We start from the raw sequence: 18,950 nt of genomic DNA, 5'->3' as shown, positions 1-18,950 counted from the left end.
CAACAGTCTGTTAACTCATTAATTTTACACTCTTAAATGAGACAGTGCGTGATCGAGTTAACAATTACGCATGCAGAAGCACTGAAGGTTGCGTTTTAGAATCGGGGGCGCTTTTTTAACGTCTCAATTTTCTCCTGCATTTCACCTAAACTCTGATCGGCGGGTGTCAGTCTGTTCAATTGTGATAGTGTCTTTTCAGCATCGTGGGACTGAGCATAAAACAGCTGACTCTGGAGAAGTAACCTGAGTACTTCCGGCTGGTTCGGAATCAAAGTATTCGTCCGTTCCAGCAGGCTGAGCGCTTTGCCAGGGACCCCGGTTTTCTGATACCAGTCAACCAGTGTCACTACGTCCTGTAGCAATTCCACAGTGAGTTGTTCAGATTTTGCATCATTTATTTTTTGTGGAAAATTTAAACGGTGTTCCGTTTTTTCTTCCAGTTGGAGCATTTGCAAAGTACGAGAAGCATTTGCTTCTCCAGCTGCGACTGCGTAATTTAACTGCTGTATAGCTTCCTGCGTACCGGCTTTCGCAAGATAAACCTTTGCCAGCAGGGAGTGTAGTTTGCCTTTTGAGTCGGGGTAATCGGTCGACTGCTTCAAAGCCTTGAGGAGAACCCGTTCCGCGTTCGTGACTTCTGATAAACGCAGGTAATTCTCTGCCAGTTGCCAAGGGGACTGCTGGTTTGGAACTACAGGCTGCTCCTCTTTTGCTCCTGCTTTATAGCTGGCCTCCAGCGTATTGTGTGCCAGGTTAATTCCTCTGACCAGATCGCGGCGGAGCATCTTCTGATCAGGCATCGAAAATGCCCGCTCGAATTCCCGAATCGCTTTCTGGTATTGCTTCGTTTTAATATACGACCAGGCTAGCAGGTTGCTCAGTCTGACATCGGAGATCTGTTGCTGTTGCAGGTTATCGACGTAGTGGATTAATTCATCATAGCTTGCGGCTGCAAACAGTTGTTGCGCATAGGCAACTTGAAATGCCAGGCGATGAGGAAATTTTTCAATTGCCCGGCGTGCCAGTTTAAGAGAGTCATCGGGATGCCAGTATTGGTTGCGGATTGTTCCACTGCGGTTCGGTTCCAGTTTGAGGATCAGGACTCCCTGTTCGTCATAGACGGGTGTCATACGATAGACCAGGTCCTGGTCGAGAAGATGCCAGGGAAAAGCAGAGACTGTATCTCGACTGAAAGTAACGAGGTAATCAGCGGGTAAATTCTGAATCGCTTCGTGCAGCTTTTCTGCATTGGTAATTTCAAAAAAGTTCAGTTTTTGATAGCGATGCCCTGTGGTCGCGACATCAGCTCGTCGTGTAATCAGTCTGGCATCGGGGCTCGTGTTTTTGCTGATCCATGTGCCGGCTGCTGTCCAGTTACTGAACTGATTAGGAGGGAGTTGGTCTTTGTAAAAATTCTGAGGATCGCGAATCATTTTCAGATTCGCATGAATCAATGCACTATCGGTTTTCAATTGCCAGCCTGCCAGGAGTAACAATAGCAGTAAGCAGACGGCGATCAGTGTTTTGCGAATCTGAGGTCGGGATACTTCGAAGTGATTTGCAAAAGCGACCCAGCCTGCGGGCAGAAAGGCCAGCACGACAGGCAGAAGCGGCAAGGTAAATCGCTGCTGCATCCACGGCCAGAGAGAGAGGATTCCCATGCTGAAGATCAGGTAGCAGAACGCGACAGTTCCCCCCTGCTGACGACGTTTGAGCATCCCGTAGCATGAGAGTACGAGTACTATCGCACCGAGCATCATGTAAACCCAACTCGGTCCCGGCAAGAAGGCGTTTTCATCCAGTATCATCCGCGAATAGCGAGGCATTGTGCCAGGCATATCGGGAAACAGTTTCTGGCAAAAACTATCGAAGTGAATCTGGCATCGTTGTAGTATATTAAACATGGTGCCGACAAGACCGTGTGATTTGAATTCCTGCAGGGCAACAGATACGTAACCACTTTTTTCCAACGCAGAGTTACGGAACATCCAGAAACCTGTTGCTGACAGAGAACAGGCCACTCCGATCAGCCATCGCCAGCGGGTTCTTTTTAAGACGGCCCATGTCCCGACGGCTAACACCAGGGCGATGCCGATCGTTCTTAAAAACGGAAGGAAAATCAGCAGACAGGTGAACAATGCCAGCTGCCATTTTCCTGGAGACTCTTGTTGAACAACCAGTAGATACAGAATCGCCAGAGTGCAGGCCATGAATGGTATTTCACTCATGACGAGCGTAGTAAAAAACAGGGTGTAGGGATTGATGGCAACCATCCCGGCAATCATTATTGCGGGCCAGTAAAAATGATCCGGGTTGGGATGAAATGGATCTTGCTCTGGTTTCTGGAGATGCAGGACATAGAGATATAACAGCGTCAGCATCGCAAGTCCTGTCAGCCAGACAGTGGCTTTCGCCAGCATAACATTGTAGGGAGCAATCAACGCTGCCGGAGATAACAGCAGCGACATTCCCGGCGGCCGATGGGCATACAATGGTTCGCCCGGTGTATCGATTTCACGATATCCCATGCCGTTGACCAGTGATTTCGCCATGATGACATAACGGGCACTGTCAGGTGTAAAGAAATAGAGCTGGTTCCAGCGTGCGATCACCATGCCTGAGAATGACAATAGCAGTAATAATATGCTGATCTGGTGCGACCGCGGTAAAGATAGCAATGGACCTTTCATGAACGGAATCAACTAATAAAAAGGAGTAGAAAATGAGATATCGGCATTGGGATCTCTGGGATAAGCAATTGTTATACCTCTTTGTGGCAGTTGAGCGATGCTGGAGAAACTTCTTGCCTGAACCTGAAAATCAAAACGGTACTGCAGATTAGAGATACTGTCGAAAAGAAAAAAAGAATTGATTCTGGGTGGGGCGAGCCGCATTAAAAGATACGGGCATCATTACTGGATGATTTTTCGCAACGTTGTTGTTTTTTTGCAACATCCAGGAATCTTGATCTCCCATTCACCTGCCGTTGCATTTTGAAGTCAATTGTTTCACAATTCGAGTCGCGCCTCATGGTCTTTTTATGGATTGATCAAGTCTGGTATATTACCCGTTTGGGCTGTTTAAGATTTAAAGCAGGTATTTCATCATGGATGACGAACGTTTTCATATTCTCAAAAAATCACTTCAGACCGTTGCCGAAACAGAAGAATTAGCCCGTTTTCTTGAATCGCAGGGGACGTTCTCTTTCCCGGCCTTGGAGAATGGGCTATTTCCCGCGGCGATTGCCCATGAATCGACGGGATATCAGAGCATCTGGGTTCGCGATAATATTCATGTCGCACATGCATTAAATGCAGTGGGAAAGTCGGGGCCAGCCTGCAAAGCCATTTCCACTTTGACAGAGTATTTTATCAAACACCAGGATCGGCTTGGTCAGATTATTTCCGGACAGGCAAATGCCACTCAAGTAATGAACCGCCCTCACATTCGCTTCGATGGTAATACGCTCGGAGAGATTGATGAAAAGTGGGCACACGCACAAAATGACGCGCTGGGGTATTACGTCTGGTTTTATTGCCTGTTGCTGACGCAGGGAAAGTTGGAGCCCATTCCCGCTTCACTGGAATTGCTGGCATCCTTTGCACGATACTTCGAATCGATCCGCTTCTGGGAAGACGCAGACAGTGGTCACTGGGAGGAAGCCCGGAAAATAGAAGCTTCCAGTATCGGCACGGTACTCAGCGGATTAAAGATGCTGAAACGCTACCTGGACCAGAGTGGGAACTGGGATCAGTTTCGTCATGACGGGGCATTGGTTTCTGCGGAATCAGTGGAAGCATTGATTCAGCAGGGACAAACTGCGTTGGATGATATCCTGCCTGCTGAATGCATTCAGGCTGACCCCCTGCTCGCGCGAAAGTATGATGGTGCGTTGCTCTTCTTGATCTTTCCTCTTGGTCTGGTACAGGGGGAAATGGCCGAGACCATTATGGAAGATGTTCGATCACATTTAATGGGTGAGTATGGGATCCGTCGTTATCAGGGTGACTCTTATTGGTGTGCCGACTACAAAGATATGTTGGGAGAAGATGATCGTACCGTTGATTTCAGCGATGATCAGTCCAGTCGAGATAAACTGTTGAAGCCCGGGCAGGAAGCGCAATGGTGCATTTTCGATTCCGTGATGTCGGTGATTTATGGGCAGCGGTTTCTGCAGTCCAGCAATCAGGAAGACTTAGACAAACAGCGTTTCCATCTGGATCGTTCCCTCAGTCAACTCACAACCAGTGAATCTGTATTTGGCCCGTACAAATGCCCTGAATCATTTTACCTGGAAAAAGGCAGATATGTTCCGAATGACATTACCCCACTGTTATGGACGCAGGGCAATTTAATGATGGCTCTGCAGCAATGGAAGCAGACGCTGAAGTCTCGCGAATCGGATAAGGATTCCACCTTGTTCTAAGATAGTAGTTGCTGAATCAGCCTGTGATAGACTGACTGATTCGATTCCTTTAACGCTTCCATTGCCTGATGTAAGATCCCGGTCTGTCGCGTAGTGACAGGAACAGGTGTGTTTTCTCCCGGAACTTCAGGAACCAGTTTTTTAATCAATCGATCCAGCAGGATATTGATTCCTGATTTTGTCATTGAGGAGACTAAGATCGCACTATTGGGAAGTGGTTGTTTCCAGAGTCGTGGAAGATCAGATTTGTGTGCGACCAGGATCGATTCAGGCCATTGAGTAATGAGTCGCTGGTCGTCAGCCTGTTCGGGTTGGCTGATATCAATCAGGACGAGGTTGCAATTCGAAGATTTCATCATCTGTTCTGCACGCCGGATTCCCGTCGATTCGAGAGCATCAGCCTGTTCGCGAATTCCCGCAGTATCGGAAAACTGAATGGGCCAGCCCTCAATCGCCGTACTGGCAGTGAGTACATCACGGGTTGTACCAGCCTCATTAAATACAATCGATCTCTCATAACCGAGGATTGCGTTGATCAGACTTGATTTACCGACATTAGGACGTCCGGCGAGAACAACACGCCAGGGAGATGTCAGGTGGTGTCCGAATTGTTCCCAGTGCAGTAATTTCTGGATTCGTGATTGATAGTAATCCGAGTTAAAGGATTGGCGCGCCACAGGCAGGAGCGATTCAAACGCAGATTTTAATAGACCTTCCGACTGACGCAACAAAATTTCTGCTGTTCGAAATGTGGTCGCTGCGGCGAGCCTGTCCTGGAGTTCGACGTCTAATGCAGTTCCCGTGTTTTTCGCCAGTTGCTCCCATGAATTTTGTGAGCAGCCATGTACTTCGAGATCAGAAAGAATTCGGTCTACAGCAGCCATACCGCCATGACAGTGAATATCAACGGTTGTCTGATTGAGGCGGCAGATCACCAGATCCTCGTTAGAGGATTGTCCCCAGAGTCCGTAAACAATGCGATTCAGTGGTTGTTCTTCCAGTGATTTGTGATTGGCTGCATTGAAACAGACATTGATGGCAGGTGCGACTGAATTCAATTCGCCATAGACGCGTATTGTCGCGACGGCCCCTCGACCGCGGGGCGTTAACAGTGCGGCGGCACAGGGAACGGAATTATGATTTTCAATCGAATGGGACATGTTTTTTATCTGATCCCGCTGATTTTTTGTGCAACGATCGCCAGACCCTGCAGTGTTAATAATGGCTCGAACCGAACTAGATCATCAAGATGCGACGCCAGTAATGAGGAGCCTCCACCTGTAAGCAGAACCAGCGGTAATACCGAACTGGTTTTGAAAAGAGAATGATTTTGAAACTGGCCAATCAGCTCGCGAATCGCACCCAGTTGTCCCCAGAATAATCCACTGCGAATTGCATTGATAGTATGTTTTCCCAGTACGACTGGTTCTTCCTGACGCAGGTCAGCTACAGGAATGAGTGGCAAGAGTGCCGTATAATCATGCAGAGATTTTGCCGAAAGTTCAAACCCAGGTAGTATTGCTCCACCAACGAAATGCCCTTCTGTCGAGACAACATCCACTGTCGTCGCGGTTCCAGTATCGACGATAATGGCACCTTGATCTGTGTTACGTAAAGTATTGGCGGCGACTGCGTTCAATAACCGATCAATCCCCACTTTTCGCGGCTCGTCCACATCAATATCCAGAGGGAAATCAGCTGTGTTGAGGACTTCGATCGGTGACGGCAGGGGAGATAACGGCCAGTCAGAAACAATCTTTTTGATTCCCCTTGGATTCGAACCGGCGACGACACTCTGGCAGCGTTCCAAGTCCTGGTGACCCAGCCAGTCCTGAATCTGATCCCAGGGGAAGGGGCCATCAATCGGCGCTGATACAGAATGCTCAACGCGGGGAAGCTGCTTGTATTCTGTTACAGGTAGGTCTGTCTGCAGAGTCACAAACTTGATTCGACTGTTACCGACATCGATTGCCAGTTGTTTAAGCGAATGCTTCATGGGAGTACACTTTATGATGTATGAGCAAATTCCTGAGACACTGAGTTTGAAGGTCTGAAGCACTTTCGGAGCTGCCTGATTCGATCCTGCTGCTGCGCATCCCATTTATCCATCGCGTTTTGAATCCATTAAACACGTTCCAATTCCTGTCAGGATAGTTATCGTAAACCTGGATACAGGCTAGACTGTGTCCAGTTTTACTGTAGCGTCTCCAGGGCTATTTGAACCGAGTATAATAGTTTGAGAGGCGCTATGGTCAAATGTGATTCGCTCTAGAACAAAGTTCGGTCATTTTCGTTTTCATCGGAATCTTTTTTGGGAGAACTGGTTTTGCGTCGGCCTGTTTTGGAAGGTCCTTTCGTCTCGATCGATGCGGTGGCGTCGAACTCTTCCAGTACCGGATTTCCATCTGCATCCACCCGTGTCAGGATTTCAATTTTCTGTTCGGCTGATTCCAGAGACTGGTAACACGAACGGAGCAGTTTCACCCCGCGTTCAAAGTGTTCCATCGATTCCTCAAGGCCAGCCGTACCTTCTTCCAGAGTGGATACGATTTCCCGCAATTCTGCCAGTGATTCTTCAAAGAGTGGGGCTTCTGACTGTGTTGCTTTTTTCTTTGCCATATCGAATGTCTTTAAATATAAAAATGATTTATCTGGGTGTAAAAAGTGGCAGGAAACCATTAGGAGTCTTCCTGTATTTCCTTAATCTGGCTTACAATTGTGCCATCGGAGATGCGCGTGTGAAGTACTTCATCTTGCTTCACCTGGCTGATCGATTTTACAATATTCCATTTTGAGGATTCGTCTTCTGATTGCTTACGGGTAATACTATATCCCCGGGTCAGCACTTTGAGTGGACTCAGTGCATCTAAAGCGGATGCCAGATGTCGTGTTTCAGTTTGACATCGGTTGATGAATTCACGCGTACTACGTTTCAGCCTGCGATCCAGTTCATCAACCTGGTCAGCACGTTGGTGAACCATATCGAGAGGTCGGGTTAACACGGGACGGGCGGCAATTGCATCCAGCTGGAGTCGCACCTGTCGCGCGCGCTGTTTCAGATTTGTGACAAGCTGACTCTGCCAATGTGTTAAAGTCGCCAGAACATCGGATTGCAGGGGGACTGAGAGTTCTGCTGCTTCACTGGGGGTTAATGCCCGACGATCCGCGACCAGATCAGAGATGCTGATGTCAATTTCATGACCGACTGCGCTGATCACTGGAATGGGACAGGCAAAAATAGCACGCGCGACCACTTCTTCATTAAAAGCCCACAGATCTTCAAGACTGCCTCCCCCGCGTCCCGTGATAATTGTGTCTACATAGGGAATACGAGCAGCCAGTTCGATTCCAGATGCGATCTGTTCTGCGGCTCCTTCCCCTTGCACTGCGACAGGTACAATGACCAGATCGGCAGCGTTCCAACGTCTCGTAATCACCTGGAGCATATCCCGAACTGCTGCACTGGTTGGGCTGGTCACCAGGGCAATTTTTCTTGGGAACTGGGGGATGGGCTGTTTATGTTCCGGGTTAAACAGACCTTCCGCAGCCAGTTTTTCCTGCATCTGCCGAAATGCTAATTCAAGTGCACCCACTCCCTGGGGAATAAGTTGTTCAATATTTAATTGATAGGTTCCACGAGCCTGGTACACTTCTACGGGGCCGGCAGCGACAACTTCCATGCCATCTTCCAGCTGGAACTTTAATCGTGAGGCGGTACGTTTCCAGATGACGGCTCTTAACTGGGCGGAATCATCTTTCAATGTCAGATAGACATGACCAGAGCTGGCGATTGTACAATTGGAAATTTCTCCGACGACCCATGCATAAGGGAAGTTTGCCTCTACCAGATTTTTAATCTGACGAGTGGTTTCAGTAACGGAGAGAATTTCAGGTTCAGCAAGTGACATAAGCTCGCGATCGATTATCAGGAACAGGAGATCAGGGTAGCAGTGAATTCAGATAGGATATGCCGCTGCGACAATCATCCCGTTTATTTTCACCCTGGGTGCGATCAACGGTAAGCCATCCCTGGTAACCGGTCTCCATTACCAGAGGTAGAAAGTGATCCCACATAACCATACCTTTTCCCAGCGGAACTTCTGATCCTTCGCCATCCATTTCACGAACTGCATCACGCAAGCGGTATGATTTTATCCATGTATACAATTCTCGAATTGTTGATTCCTGGTCCTGGCGCGTATAAACCATTTCTGCCGTATCAAAGTCAATACCGATAAAACCAGTGGTTACTTTTGAGACTAATTCACGGATGACGGCAGAAGAGTTCTTTTCACAGGCAATACAAATTTCTGTACCAATGTGTGAGGCATGTCGAGCCAGATCATTCAGTACTTCACATACCATGGGGAAAGTGCTGGTGTCTTCTGACTGAATCGTTCCGGGATGAATGATCAGATAGGGGGCTTTCAGCCGCCAGGCGAAATCCAAAGCGGATTTGATTTGCGAAACTCTCTCGTCGAGAAATTCAGGATCAACCAGAGTTCGTCGAGCCGGTAGCCGGAGGGAGGCGACAGACAGGTTAAATTCTTCCAGCAGCTTGCGAAACTGTCGCTCGCCGGAAGCGCCAAATGAAGAAGGTGAGATTTCATTTTGAACATCGAGTTGTACTCCGCGCGCGCCAATCTGAGCGGCTGTTTTAATCGCTTGCTTGATGGGCTGGCCAAAGCAGCGGGTAGCGACTGCGAGTTTAAAGCGTGACATTATTTTCCTTAAATCAATGCTGTTTACTGGCATTTTAACTGTGTGGCATAACTGCGGCAATCGGATTGACTGGCAAAGTTTATCTAACTGTCTGTGAAAAGAGAATGATATCTCCGAGTTATCAGATCAGGATCCAGAAAATGACCTCTTCCAGGCTCTTCCTGATTGAGATTCGATCAAAAAATGGTCGATCTTGATTAGAGAGAATCAATACTGTTCGGAAACATCCCATGATACTGTCATCGCTTGCTACCTGCTACCTTGCGTTACTGGCCGGTTTACCCGTTGAGGGTAATCTCGTGGAAGATACGTTGCCCGTTCTGTCCTATTCTTTTGAAACCAGACAGGACCAGGACTTCGACGATCTGCCAGATGACTGGTCCAGAAGAAAGGGGACCGGATATCCCCAATATGTCGATGTGAGTATTGATCGGAACCTGGGACATACAGGCCAGCAGAGTCTGCATTTTGGAGTGAATGGAGGCCATGCTACCATTTATTCGCCTCCGGAAAAAATCGATGCTGATCATGCCTATATATTTCGTGGTTATGTCAAAACGCAAAAATTAATACATGATGCTGCGTTAATTTCGATTTCTTTTCTGGATCATAAGCGTCAGCGCGTTCAGCATTTTGTCAGTCGTCCTGTGACCGGAACCCATAAGAACTGGGTTGAAGTGACACTGGGGCCATTGACTCCCCAGGCCAATGTACGGTTTATCGTTCTTGGTTGTCACGTAGCTCACAATGCCCAGAAAGATATTTCTGGTGATATCTGGTTTGATGATCTGTGGGTTGGCAGCTTGCCGCAGTTGGATATTTTAAATAATTACCATCGTCATTTTGTAGATCATTCTGCGGAGATCCGCATTAGCAGTCGCATCAGTGGCTTGAATCCAGACAACCAGTATCGACTGGATCTGGAACTGACCGACAATACGAATCGGCACATTGCCGAATCTTCCCTGGCACTGATGACAAAACCTGATGATGTCAAAGCTGTTGAGAACAGTCGTTTACTCGATGGAAATAATCACACGGAAGTCTGGCGTTTGCAGCCAATGGAGTATGGGTTTTATGAAGTCAGATCCAGGCTGGTCAGGGATCAGAAGTCCATCCTGGAAAAGAAAACGACATTTGCCGTGATTGATCTTGTCAATCCCAGGCCCACAGGGGAATTTGGCTGGACCATCTCGGAGGAGGATGAGAGTCTGCCGATTAAAGAGCTACCTGATATTGCAGCTCAGGCAGGAATCAACTGGATCAAGTATCCTCTCTGGAATGTACTGGAATCTGATGACATCCATCGCACGAGCCGGGTTGCAGAGATGCTGGACCAGTTTTCCAATCGGGGAATTACGCCTGTGGGACTCTTAAATCATCCTCCCAAAAAATTACGATCACAGTTTGCGAAAGACTGGTTGGGGGTGAGTGGGATTTTCACAATGCCGTCGAGTTTTTGGTCTCCTTCGCTGGAAGAGGTGTTTGCCCGATACACCTCACTGGTGAATTACTGGCAGTTGGGAGGCGATGATGACAACAGTTTCATTGGACTTCAAAATCTCAACGAGACACTTAGAAAAGTGAAGGTACAGCTGGATTTAATCGGTCGCGATACCCATGTAGGCATTCACTGGGACTGGAAGACTCCTCTGCCGAAAGATAACATGCCCCAGAGTTTTGTGTCGATTAATAATGCTGAACGACTTTCCCCTAAGGACCTGGCCCGTGAACTTCAGAACGCCCGCCTGGCCCCAGGCGGCAGTCCGCGCTGGGTTACATTAACTCCTTTGCCAAAAGATGGGTACCCTGCTGAAGAGCGGGGCATTGACCTGGCAAAACGTATGGTGACCGCAAAATACCTGGGAGCAGATGTGATTTTTGCATCATCCGTATTTCACGAACAGTACGGATTACTCAATCGAAATGGATCCCCCACGTTATTATTTTTGCCATGGAGGACCATCGCGATCGCGTTACAGGGAACCCGGTACCAGGGATCCTTCAACATGCCCAATAAGAGTACCAATCATGTTTTTATGCGTGATGACGAGGCGATCATTGTAGTCTGGAATGACGAGCCAACTGAGGAAGTGATTTATCTGGGTGAAGATGTAGTCGCAACTGATGTCTGGGGCAGACGCATTGCTCTGGAGCGTGATTCAAGCACACATCGCCATACTTTACCGGTGAGTACTTCTCCCATGATTCTACGAAAGTGTAATCAACAGATTGCAAACTGGAGGCTGGCGGCTCAATTTGAAATAGGAAAATCAAGAAGTGAGTATGGAGGCCACGCCGATGCGGTGCTTGGGAAAAATACATTCTTGCAGAGTGTTCGTGGTAAGGCGGTATTAAATGTACCTCGGGGATGGGAAGTGGAACCGCAGGAATGGGTGTTCGATACAGGTGCCGGAGAAAAATTTCGACTGGAAACATTCATGACGCTACCCTCAAATGCCAGCCTGGGCAGGAAAGATGTTTCCATTGATTTTGATATCTTTGCGGAACGTAAATACTCGATTCGAGTCCACAGGTCTTATCATGTTGGATTAGGCGATATTATGGTTCAGGTTACAGATAAAAAAATTGAGGGAAACGTACTGGAAATCGAACAGGTGATTGTTAACAATACCTCACCCCTGGAGACGCTCCAATTCCGCTGCAGTTTATTTATACCAAACATGAAACGCATGCAACGGTTTATTACCGAGCTGAAACATGGGCAGGACCGGAAATTATATTATATTCCGAATGCAGATGCTTTGAAGGGAAAAGAACTCTGGCTGAGAGCCGAACAGGTCAATGGCCGGCGTATTCTTAATTACCGCTGGACAGTGGGTGAGGACTGGGACAAGCCTGAGGCGGTCTCAAGAAAGCAAAGAAGAACAGAAGACTCGACACGACTTCGGTAATGATAAACTTCACGCCGCAGAAAGATCTTCATCTTCGGTGATTTCCTGCGGCTCACTCTCATCCGTGTCTTCTTCTGCAGCTGATTCCAGGTCCATTTCTTCTTCGGTAGCATCGTCTGCCGGCTCCGGCTTTTCCGGCCTGATGCGAAGTGATTCACCCATGGGTAAATCATCCAGATTTTTCAGGCCAAAGATTTCCAGGAATTTTCGTGTCGACTCATAAAGAAATGGTCGACCGAGGGAGTCATCTTTTCCACCGATTCTAACCAGTCCACGATCCATCAACTGCTTTAACATTTCCGCACTCTGCACTCCCCGGATTGATTCAATGTCGGCTCGGGTAACGGGTTGTCGGTAGACAACAATTGCCAGGGTTTCCATGGCAGGGGCCGAGAGTTTGAGTGCGGCCTGTCTTTGATGAAGTTTATTGAGCCAGAAGGAGAATTGCGGCTGTGTCATCATCTGGTAACCGGTGGCAACGCGTTTGATGTGAAATGCGGAGTTTGTCACTTCGAGCGCCGCATTGATCTGGTCAATCAGTTCTTTCGCCTCACTGGCATTTGCGAGAGTGGCCAGTTGTGCAATCTTCCTTGTTGAAAGTGCACTTTCCGCTACGAAAAGTACTGCTTCTACCTTCGCCATTTTTAACGTTCGCCGGGTTTCTACTTCCGGGCCTGAGTTAAACTGCAGCTGGTTATCCTGCAACGAGCGAATGAAGAAATTCCAGCGAAAAGCATTGTCATCGCCCCTCTGAGAGGTACTGGCGAGACTGGCAGACGCGGATATCGTTCTGTCTCTGTGGGAGGGATCATTGCGAAGCGAGTAGTGATGTAGCATTGATGGTCTACCGCACCGTAAAGTTTTGAGTATAAGTCGCCACTTTCTGACTGATTTCGTCTTCCACGGTCAGTTTCATGATATGTGGTCCCAGCGAAATGTTTCTTGGGATTTCAAACTTGTAACTGTGAAAGTAATCTTTGCGAACATTGCGGCAGAGATCTTCGGTAGTGTCGAAAGGGATCTCTGCAACCAGGTCTCCATTGCTGCCCGCTTTAAAAATTTGAATTTTTGATTTGAGCAGAGTGCGATACATTCCATCGGCGGTCAGTTCGCTGGTGAAGTTTTCAATCTCAGAATACACAAGTACCGGACGTCCTGGTGTGTATTCATCACGTTCGAAGCGTTCATAACTTCCGAAGCTCTTAATCTTATGGCAGAAGGCTACATTTTTGAGGGAGAGGTTGGCTTTTTCCTGAAGTCTCGCGGTCGCCTGGCGTAGTTGCGTCACCGTTTGTGTCGCCCGATCAGCCTGGTCGGGAATGGCTTCCTGGTCAAAATAGTTTGCAACCGCCCAGAACGTCTGTTGCCAGAATTCCTGATCAGCTGGATCAATTCCCGGGATTGCCTCCAATGCGCGTTCGTGCTGATTTGCCATCAGGTACAGCATACGAAGATACACATGCCGTTCAATAAAATGCTGTTTCTCTGCCGGAGTAGAACCTGTTTGAAGCTGAGAAATTTCTGCTTCGGCAACAGAGATCAGCTGCTGTAATTGATCTGTTGATGACAGGTTGGATGGATTTGTGTCAGCATAACCAGGTGGTGTAGCCAGTTCGGCTGTTTGAGGTGCAACAGGTTGCAATTGTAAATTATTAGAGGGGAGTGTTTGAGGGATATTTTCCTGCTGACCGATGATCGCAGTGCTCGTGCGAGAGATTCCACTTTGTAATGCGGAAGTACCCTGTTGAAATGCTGTAGACAATCGGTTTTTTAAAGTTCCTACAACAGGAATATGGTTGAGTCCCTGACTGATTGTCTGCGAAGTGGAATACGGTTGAGATTGAGTTGATCCAATGGCGGGGAGCCCATTTTCTGGATCGGGTCCGATCCCTTCCAGGTTTCCAAGCTGGACTGGATTGGATGACATTAACTGCTGGTTCTCACCCGGTGGAATCTGTCCTGGCGGCGGCTGTTGAATACTGGCCTGGATTACAGGTGCTTCAGAATTACCCGGCTCACTGTGCCCCAGTCCCGGGAGGGAAACCTGTGAAATGGAACCAGTATCGTTCTTGGCAAGCTGCTCCTGCTGCATGCTGTTTACCATTCTCCGTGTGCGGAGAATATTTTTGATCATTTCCGGATCGACTCCTTTGAAACTACTCAGATATTGAGTTCGTTCCTGAGGAGAAGCATCCTTCAGTTCTTCATGCATGTAGGCAAGTAGTTCCGCGTTATGGGTAGTGACTTTAACTGGTGTCTGGTCTTCGGAAGCAACTTCTTTTTCAATGTCTGACCTGGTTTCCTCAGCTTGATCAGCGGCAGCTACGGCTTCTTCTGTATCTTCGTTTTTATTGTTTTTTGGCTTTGCTGAAAGTGACTTTCCCCAGTTCCATGGCGCAGTGGGAGCTTTCCAGGCCATAGTCTGTTTGCCTGGGGCAGAACTGCAGCCATTGAGTGATAATAAGATGAAAACAGCAGGGAAGACCATGCTGAGCCGGAAATACTTCATTTCGTTGCCCGGATCATTGGGGTAAAGGGCTCAATTAATGGAGGAGCACTGTACTTGTGCCAAACATTGAATCAGTTGAAAGGGATTGGAGAATCAGGTCGAGGCTGATTCTATAACGAGTATCTGAAATGACAGGACACGCGTTTTATGAAAAATCATAAAATGAAGCAAGATCGATTCAAGATTCAGGCGATCAGAACCGGGAGGATAGAACTGCCTGGCTCAATTTGCAGGCAGTCTGAGGGATGAGTTAGATTGGTGGGGAGTTATAAGTCTCCTAATAGTAATGGATTACAGCGAATGCTTCGCGGCGTCAAAGGGAAGGGATTACCTCCTGGTGTTTTCAAATGATTTATTTTGTGTGGACGCAGTTGTTGGTGATCAAGGCAGTCCGATTCGTCTCCGTTTCGAAATACAGGACCCTATTTCCAGCAGTATGACCAACGCAATATTCTAGTTCAGGGTAATTCCCAATTGCTGTCGAATAATTCTGCCCAGACGGTTTCATTTTTAAATGTACCATCATTTTGTTTTTTAAATTGAACGACGGCAATATCTCCCAGTTTAGGGAAGAGCCAGGAGTTGGAAGCCAGAAAATCTTTTTCATGCATTGTGTGGCCTGAATTGATGACCACATAGCGATTAGGATTTAATGGGTTTGGATAGATCAGAGCAAGCCCATGATTTTGTGTATCATACTTTTGGCCATTCACCGTAATTTGATCTTTGGTCCATTCGACAGGCAGGTCTTCCAGTACTTTTGCAATCATCGCATTTGAGCCCGGGTCACCAAACAAGATCAAATTTTTATCTGCAATGATCTGATCAGTAACGCCAGTATCCTTGATCACTGGAACTTTGGCTCTCAGCCATTTGTCAAATTCTTTTTCAAAGAGTGATAAAACAGATGCAGACCACTCATTCAGTGGCGGAGTCCATGGTGTGCCGGCTCCTTGAACACACACAAAGGGAAGGGTAAAGGCATCATCGATGGGCCCTTGCAGATTGTGACGTTTTCTCTGGTTGGGGTTTTCGATGAACGTTTTCGAATCTTCATACTTCAAAACATCCCAGCCATTGTTACCCTTGATAAAATAGACCTGTGGCAGCAGGCCATTGGCCGCTGATTCGAGTGGCAGCAGATTTCCATCGAGTTCCACCTTGGGTGCAATATTTCGAGCGATTGAAAGTGCAGCAACATTCTCGGTTGTCAGAATCAGATTGCCTGATTCTTCATCCAGGCCGCCTTCGACCAGGGTTGGCTCATACATTTCATCAAGCTCTTCGATCGTGACCCATTCGCATTCATTAAATTTGGGTGTATAGGTAATAAATCGAATCTGTTTTTTACCAGGCCAGGCAGGACGCCCTTCCTTTGAGTGTTCTAACAGTTTGGACAGGAAGTCCTGATAAGCGGGCATGCGAGACTGGTGTGCTGCTTCAGGGCTGATAAACAGGGGGATTTCAATATCTTCTGTTTTTGCTTTCTCAACCATTCTGGTACTGGAAACCAGTTGTTTATCTTTTCCGCCACCGTAAGTCACAACTGGCACATTCGCTGCATTGAGTGCATAGTCAATCGAATCGTAGATATGCAGTGTCTTGTGCTGATAATGGGGGAGCTTGTCTTTGTAGTTCTGATATTGATAGAAGTCGACAAAACCCGCCCCGGGACCCACGCCACTCCAGAGTGAAGGATAATGCAGGCCGATGTGCCAGGTGCCAGCACCTCCCATTGAGAAGCCGCGTAGTGTAATCCGTCGCTTGTCAACCAGGTATCTTCTCTTAACGTCTGCGATGGCTTCATGGACGTCTACTTCTCCACTCCATCTCCAGCCGTTATCAGTACGGCCAAATGGATCCAGATGTAACCAGTCATGATTTTTCCGGGGACCTTTTCCGTTAGGATGTGCGATGAAAAATACTTCGTTGCGTTTACCACCGCGGCCATGCAGTTCGACATGTAGTGGCCAGCGATGACTGGTTTTTTCTTGATAGTCTGCAGGGAAAGTTAGTGCATAAGGCTGCACGGAACCGTCGATCTTGGAATAGTATCCAAAAATGACAGTACCAGTCTGCTCAGTCCATTCGGGTTTTCCTGCTTTGAGTTGTTCTGCTCTTTGCTGTCCTGTTTTCAAAACCTGAAAAGTATCTTTGACATATTGTGGTTTGTAAAATTCATTATGCCGTAAAATCCATTCAGCCGCCTTGGCATACACTTCAACATCCGCCAGGAGATTCTGTTTGATCTTGGGATTCTTTTTCAGTTCGCTGATCTGATTCTGAAGCGTTTCCAGCTGTTTCTCAAGCTGGGCCTGATCTTTGGGGCTGGGGGTCTGAGCCAGTAGCTCGCCTGGATTTGGGGACAATAAAGCCCAGAAAATCAGTATGCAAATGGCAGGAGAAATGAAGAGGCGATTCATATTTAAACCCTGAAAAATAAGGGAAACGAGATCATGCCTGGAGGCTGGACCAGACTCACTGAATGATTTTTCACGTTCTTAAGAGCGAACCCTTTGCCGAAGGATTTTAAATCAGGTGATGCATCTTTCAGACGTGAATAAAACCATCAATTACAGTATCACGGATTGAAGGGCCAGGCAAGAGGTACAATGATCACAGTCATCAGCCAGACGATCAAAGTCAAGGGGCCTCCAATGCGAAGGTAGTCGGCGTATTTATATCCACCGGGACCGAAAACCATCAGATTAGTCTGATAACCAATTGGAGTCGCAAAGCAGGCTGCTGCGGAAATTGTGATGGTAATGACAAAGGGCATCACATCAACATTCAAAGTTGCAGCCGCGGCAATGGCGATTGGGAAGATTAAAGTTGCTGTCGCTTTCGCCGTGATCAGGTTAGTAAGTACCAGGGTGATCAATGACAGAATGGCCAGCACGATCACCGGACTGTTATTGGCCATGCCTGTAAAACTGGATGCAATTAAAGAGGCTGCTCCGGAATTCTCAATAGCCCGCCCGATCCCCAGGCCAGCTGCGATCGTGATTAAAACGCCCCAGTCGATGGACCGCTTCGCTTCGGTCGCACTACAGCAGCGTGTGGCAGTCATCAGTCCGGCAGCAACCATGGCAGCGACGATCATCTTGATGTTTGCAATCGCAACCATCAGGATCATGGCCAGTAAAATCGTACGGGCAATCCAGGCACGTTCATGCCGCGGAGGAGTGGAATCTTCTACCTGGCTCACCAGAAAGAATTCACGGGAATTTCTCTGCTGATCAATAAAGGAAGGATGTGCTTCGATCAAAAGCGTATCGCCGCGCTGGAGTTCAATATCGCCGATTTTTTTATTGATTCGCTGTCCATTACGGGCCACGGCAATGACTGCTGCATTGTAATTAGAACGGAATTTGGCTGTGCGAATTGACATGTTGATGAATCGAAAGCTGTCGGAGACAACCGCTTCGATAAGACAACGTTCAGAGCGAGGTCCTGAGAGTTTAAACAGCTGATCGGTGGCAGGCTTGAGTCCCGGGATTTTCTGAAGATCGATGACTGATTCCACAATTCCCACGAATACCAACTGGTCATTGGCGGCCAGTCGCTCGTTGGAGGAGACCGCTGCAATAACGTCGTCCTTCCGGTCGATTTCCATCAGGTACATTCCCGGCAGATGGCGCAGTCCCGCCTGTTCGATCGTTTTGCCAATCAGGGGGCAGCCTGGTTCAACAATCATCTCCACGGTATATTCACGGGGATCGTCCATGGGAGTGATTGCCGGTTTGCGCTCGGGCAGGAGCCAGCGAGAAAAAACCAGCAGATAGATCAAGCCAACGATCATAATGGGGACGCCAACCCAGGCGATTTCAAACATCGATAGCCCGGGGCGATGCGCCTGGTCTTGCAGCAAGCCATCCACGACCAGTGTTGTACTGGTACCAACCAGAGTACACAGCCCTCCCAGAATTGCGGCGTAACTCAAAGGCAGCATCAGGTGAGATACCGAAATCCGCATTTTCTTGGCCCAGTCGGAAATGATGGGCATCATCATAGCGACGACGGGGGTGTTGTTGAGGAAGGCGCTCAGAACTGCTGAAGGGAGCATGACCCGGGCCTGGGCATCCGTCAAAGATTTGGGACGTCCCAGCATTTGTTGTCCGGTGAAGGCAAATCCGCCTGTCTGCCTGATTCCTTCGCTGACGACGAAAAGAAAGGCAACGGCAATCAGACCTTCATTGGCAAATCCGGCGATAGCATCGTCTGCCTGGATCACCCCCGTAACGACCAGGATGGTGAGCCCCCCCATCAAGATGGTGTCGGCACCGGCACGCAGAAACGTCAGGGAGCAGATCACGCCACCCAAAACCAGAAACGTAACTACAATATGCCAGTCCATGTTGGTCAATAATTCATAATC

Annotated in this window: 12 protein-coding genes; 2 read left to right on the top strand and 10 right to left on the bottom strand. The window is 48.0% G+C overall.

The window, feature by feature from the left end:
* Positions 1 to 95: 95 nt before the first annotated feature.
* Positions 96 to 2,690 (bottom strand): hypothetical protein, encoded by a 2,595-nt coding sequence (locus ACN0YH_RS21835; protein ID WP_417381717.1) that lies wholly within the window; start codon positions 2,688 to 2,690, stop codon positions 96 to 98.
* A gap of 416 nt (positions 2,691 to 3,106) precedes the next feature.
* Here ACN0YH_RS21835 and ACN0YH_RS21830 point away from each other — a divergent pair, with 416 nt between their 5' ends.
* The gene (locus tag ACN0YH_RS21830; protein WP_417381716.1) at positions 3,107 to 4,426 is read left to right on the top strand and encodes a glycoside hydrolase family 15 protein; all 1,320 of its coding nucleotides are present in this window, start codon (positions 3,107 to 3,109) and stop codon (positions 4,424 to 4,426) included.
* Here ACN0YH_RS21830 and ACN0YH_RS21825 read toward each other — a convergent pair.
* The 5 genes from ACN0YH_RS21825 to ACN0YH_RS21805 all read right to left on the bottom strand — a co-directional run bounded on the left by ACN0YH_RS21825 (position 4,423) and on the right by ACN0YH_RS21805 (position 9,148).
* Complete coding sequence (locus tag ACN0YH_RS21825; RefSeq protein ID WP_417381715.1) at positions 4,423 to 5,586, bottom strand: GTPase; 1,164 nt, start codon at positions 5,584 to 5,586, stop codon at positions 4,423 to 4,425. The two genes, ACN0YH_RS21830 and ACN0YH_RS21825, sit on opposite strands and share 4 nt — an antisense overlap.
* Positions 5,587 to 5,591: 5 nt before the next feature.
* Positions 5,592 to 6,422, bottom strand: a complete 831-nt coding sequence (locus ACN0YH_RS21820) for a type III pantothenate kinase (RefSeq protein WP_417381714.1) — start codon at positions 6,420 to 6,422, stop codon at positions 5,592 to 5,594.
* Between the two features lie 272 nt (positions 6,423 to 6,694).
* Positions 6,695 to 7,045: an exodeoxyribonuclease VII small subunit gene (locus ACN0YH_RS21815; protein ID WP_417381713.1), complete on the bottom strand. Its 351-nt coding sequence runs from the start codon at positions 7,043 to 7,045 to the stop codon at positions 6,695 to 6,697.
* A 59-nt stretch (positions 7,046 to 7,104) separates the two neighbouring features.
* A complete protein-coding gene (gene xseA / locus ACN0YH_RS21810) occupies positions 7,105 to 8,334 on the bottom strand; it encodes an exodeoxyribonuclease VII large subunit (RefSeq protein ID WP_417381712.1) in 1,230 nt (409 codons plus the stop codon).
* A gap of 31 nt (positions 8,335 to 8,365) precedes the next feature.
* Positions 8,366 to 9,148, bottom strand: a complete 783-nt coding sequence (locus ACN0YH_RS21805; protein ID WP_417381711.1) for a sugar phosphate isomerase/epimerase family protein — start codon at positions 9,146 to 9,148, stop codon at positions 8,366 to 8,368.
* A gap of 230 nt (positions 9,149 to 9,378) precedes the next feature.
* Here ACN0YH_RS21805 and ACN0YH_RS21800 point away from each other — a divergent pair, with 230 nt between their 5' ends.
* On the top strand, positions 9,379 to 12,063 hold the full coding sequence (locus tag ACN0YH_RS21800; RefSeq protein WP_417381710.1) for a hypothetical protein: 2,685 nt from the start codon (positions 9,379 to 9,381) through the stop codon (positions 12,061 to 12,063).
* Between the two features lie 9 nt (positions 12,064 to 12,072).
* On the opposite strand, the gene scpB is transcribed toward ACN0YH_RS21800, so the two are convergent.
* The 4 genes from scpB to ACN0YH_RS21780 all read right to left on the bottom strand — a co-directional run bounded on the left by scpB (position 12,073) and on the right by ACN0YH_RS21780 (position 18,929).
* On the bottom strand, positions 12,073 to 12,900 hold the full coding sequence (scpB, locus tag ACN0YH_RS21795; RefSeq protein WP_417381709.1) for an SMC-Scp complex subunit ScpB: 828 nt from the start codon (positions 12,898 to 12,900) through the stop codon (positions 12,073 to 12,075).
* Between the two features lie 7 nt (positions 12,901 to 12,907).
* Entirely contained in the window at positions 12,908 to 14,482 is a 1,575-nt protein-coding gene (locus tag ACN0YH_RS21790) for a hypothetical protein (protein ID WP_417381708.1), read from the bottom strand.
* Positions 14,483 to 15,030: 548 nt separating this feature from the next.
* Entirely contained in the window at positions 15,031 to 16,995 is a 1,965-nt protein-coding gene (locus ACN0YH_RS21785; RefSeq protein WP_417381707.1) for a prolyl oligopeptidase family serine peptidase, read from the bottom strand.
* A 158-nt stretch (positions 16,996 to 17,153) separates the two neighbouring features.
* Positions 17,154 to 18,929 carry an SLC13 family permease gene (locus ACN0YH_RS21780; protein WP_417381706.1) on the bottom strand — a complete coding sequence of 592 codons (1,776 nt, stop codon included), beginning with the start codon at positions 18,927 to 18,929 and terminating at the stop codon, positions 17,154 to 17,156.
* Positions 18,930 to 18,950: the final 21 nt, after the last annotated feature.

The sequence above is a fragment of the Gimesia sp. genome (genome assembly GCF_048262075.1).
Lineage (GTDB): Bacteria > Planctomycetota > Planctomycetia > Planctomycetales > Planctomycetaceae > Gimesia.
This window is presented reverse-complemented; position numbering and strand designations above follow the sequence as displayed.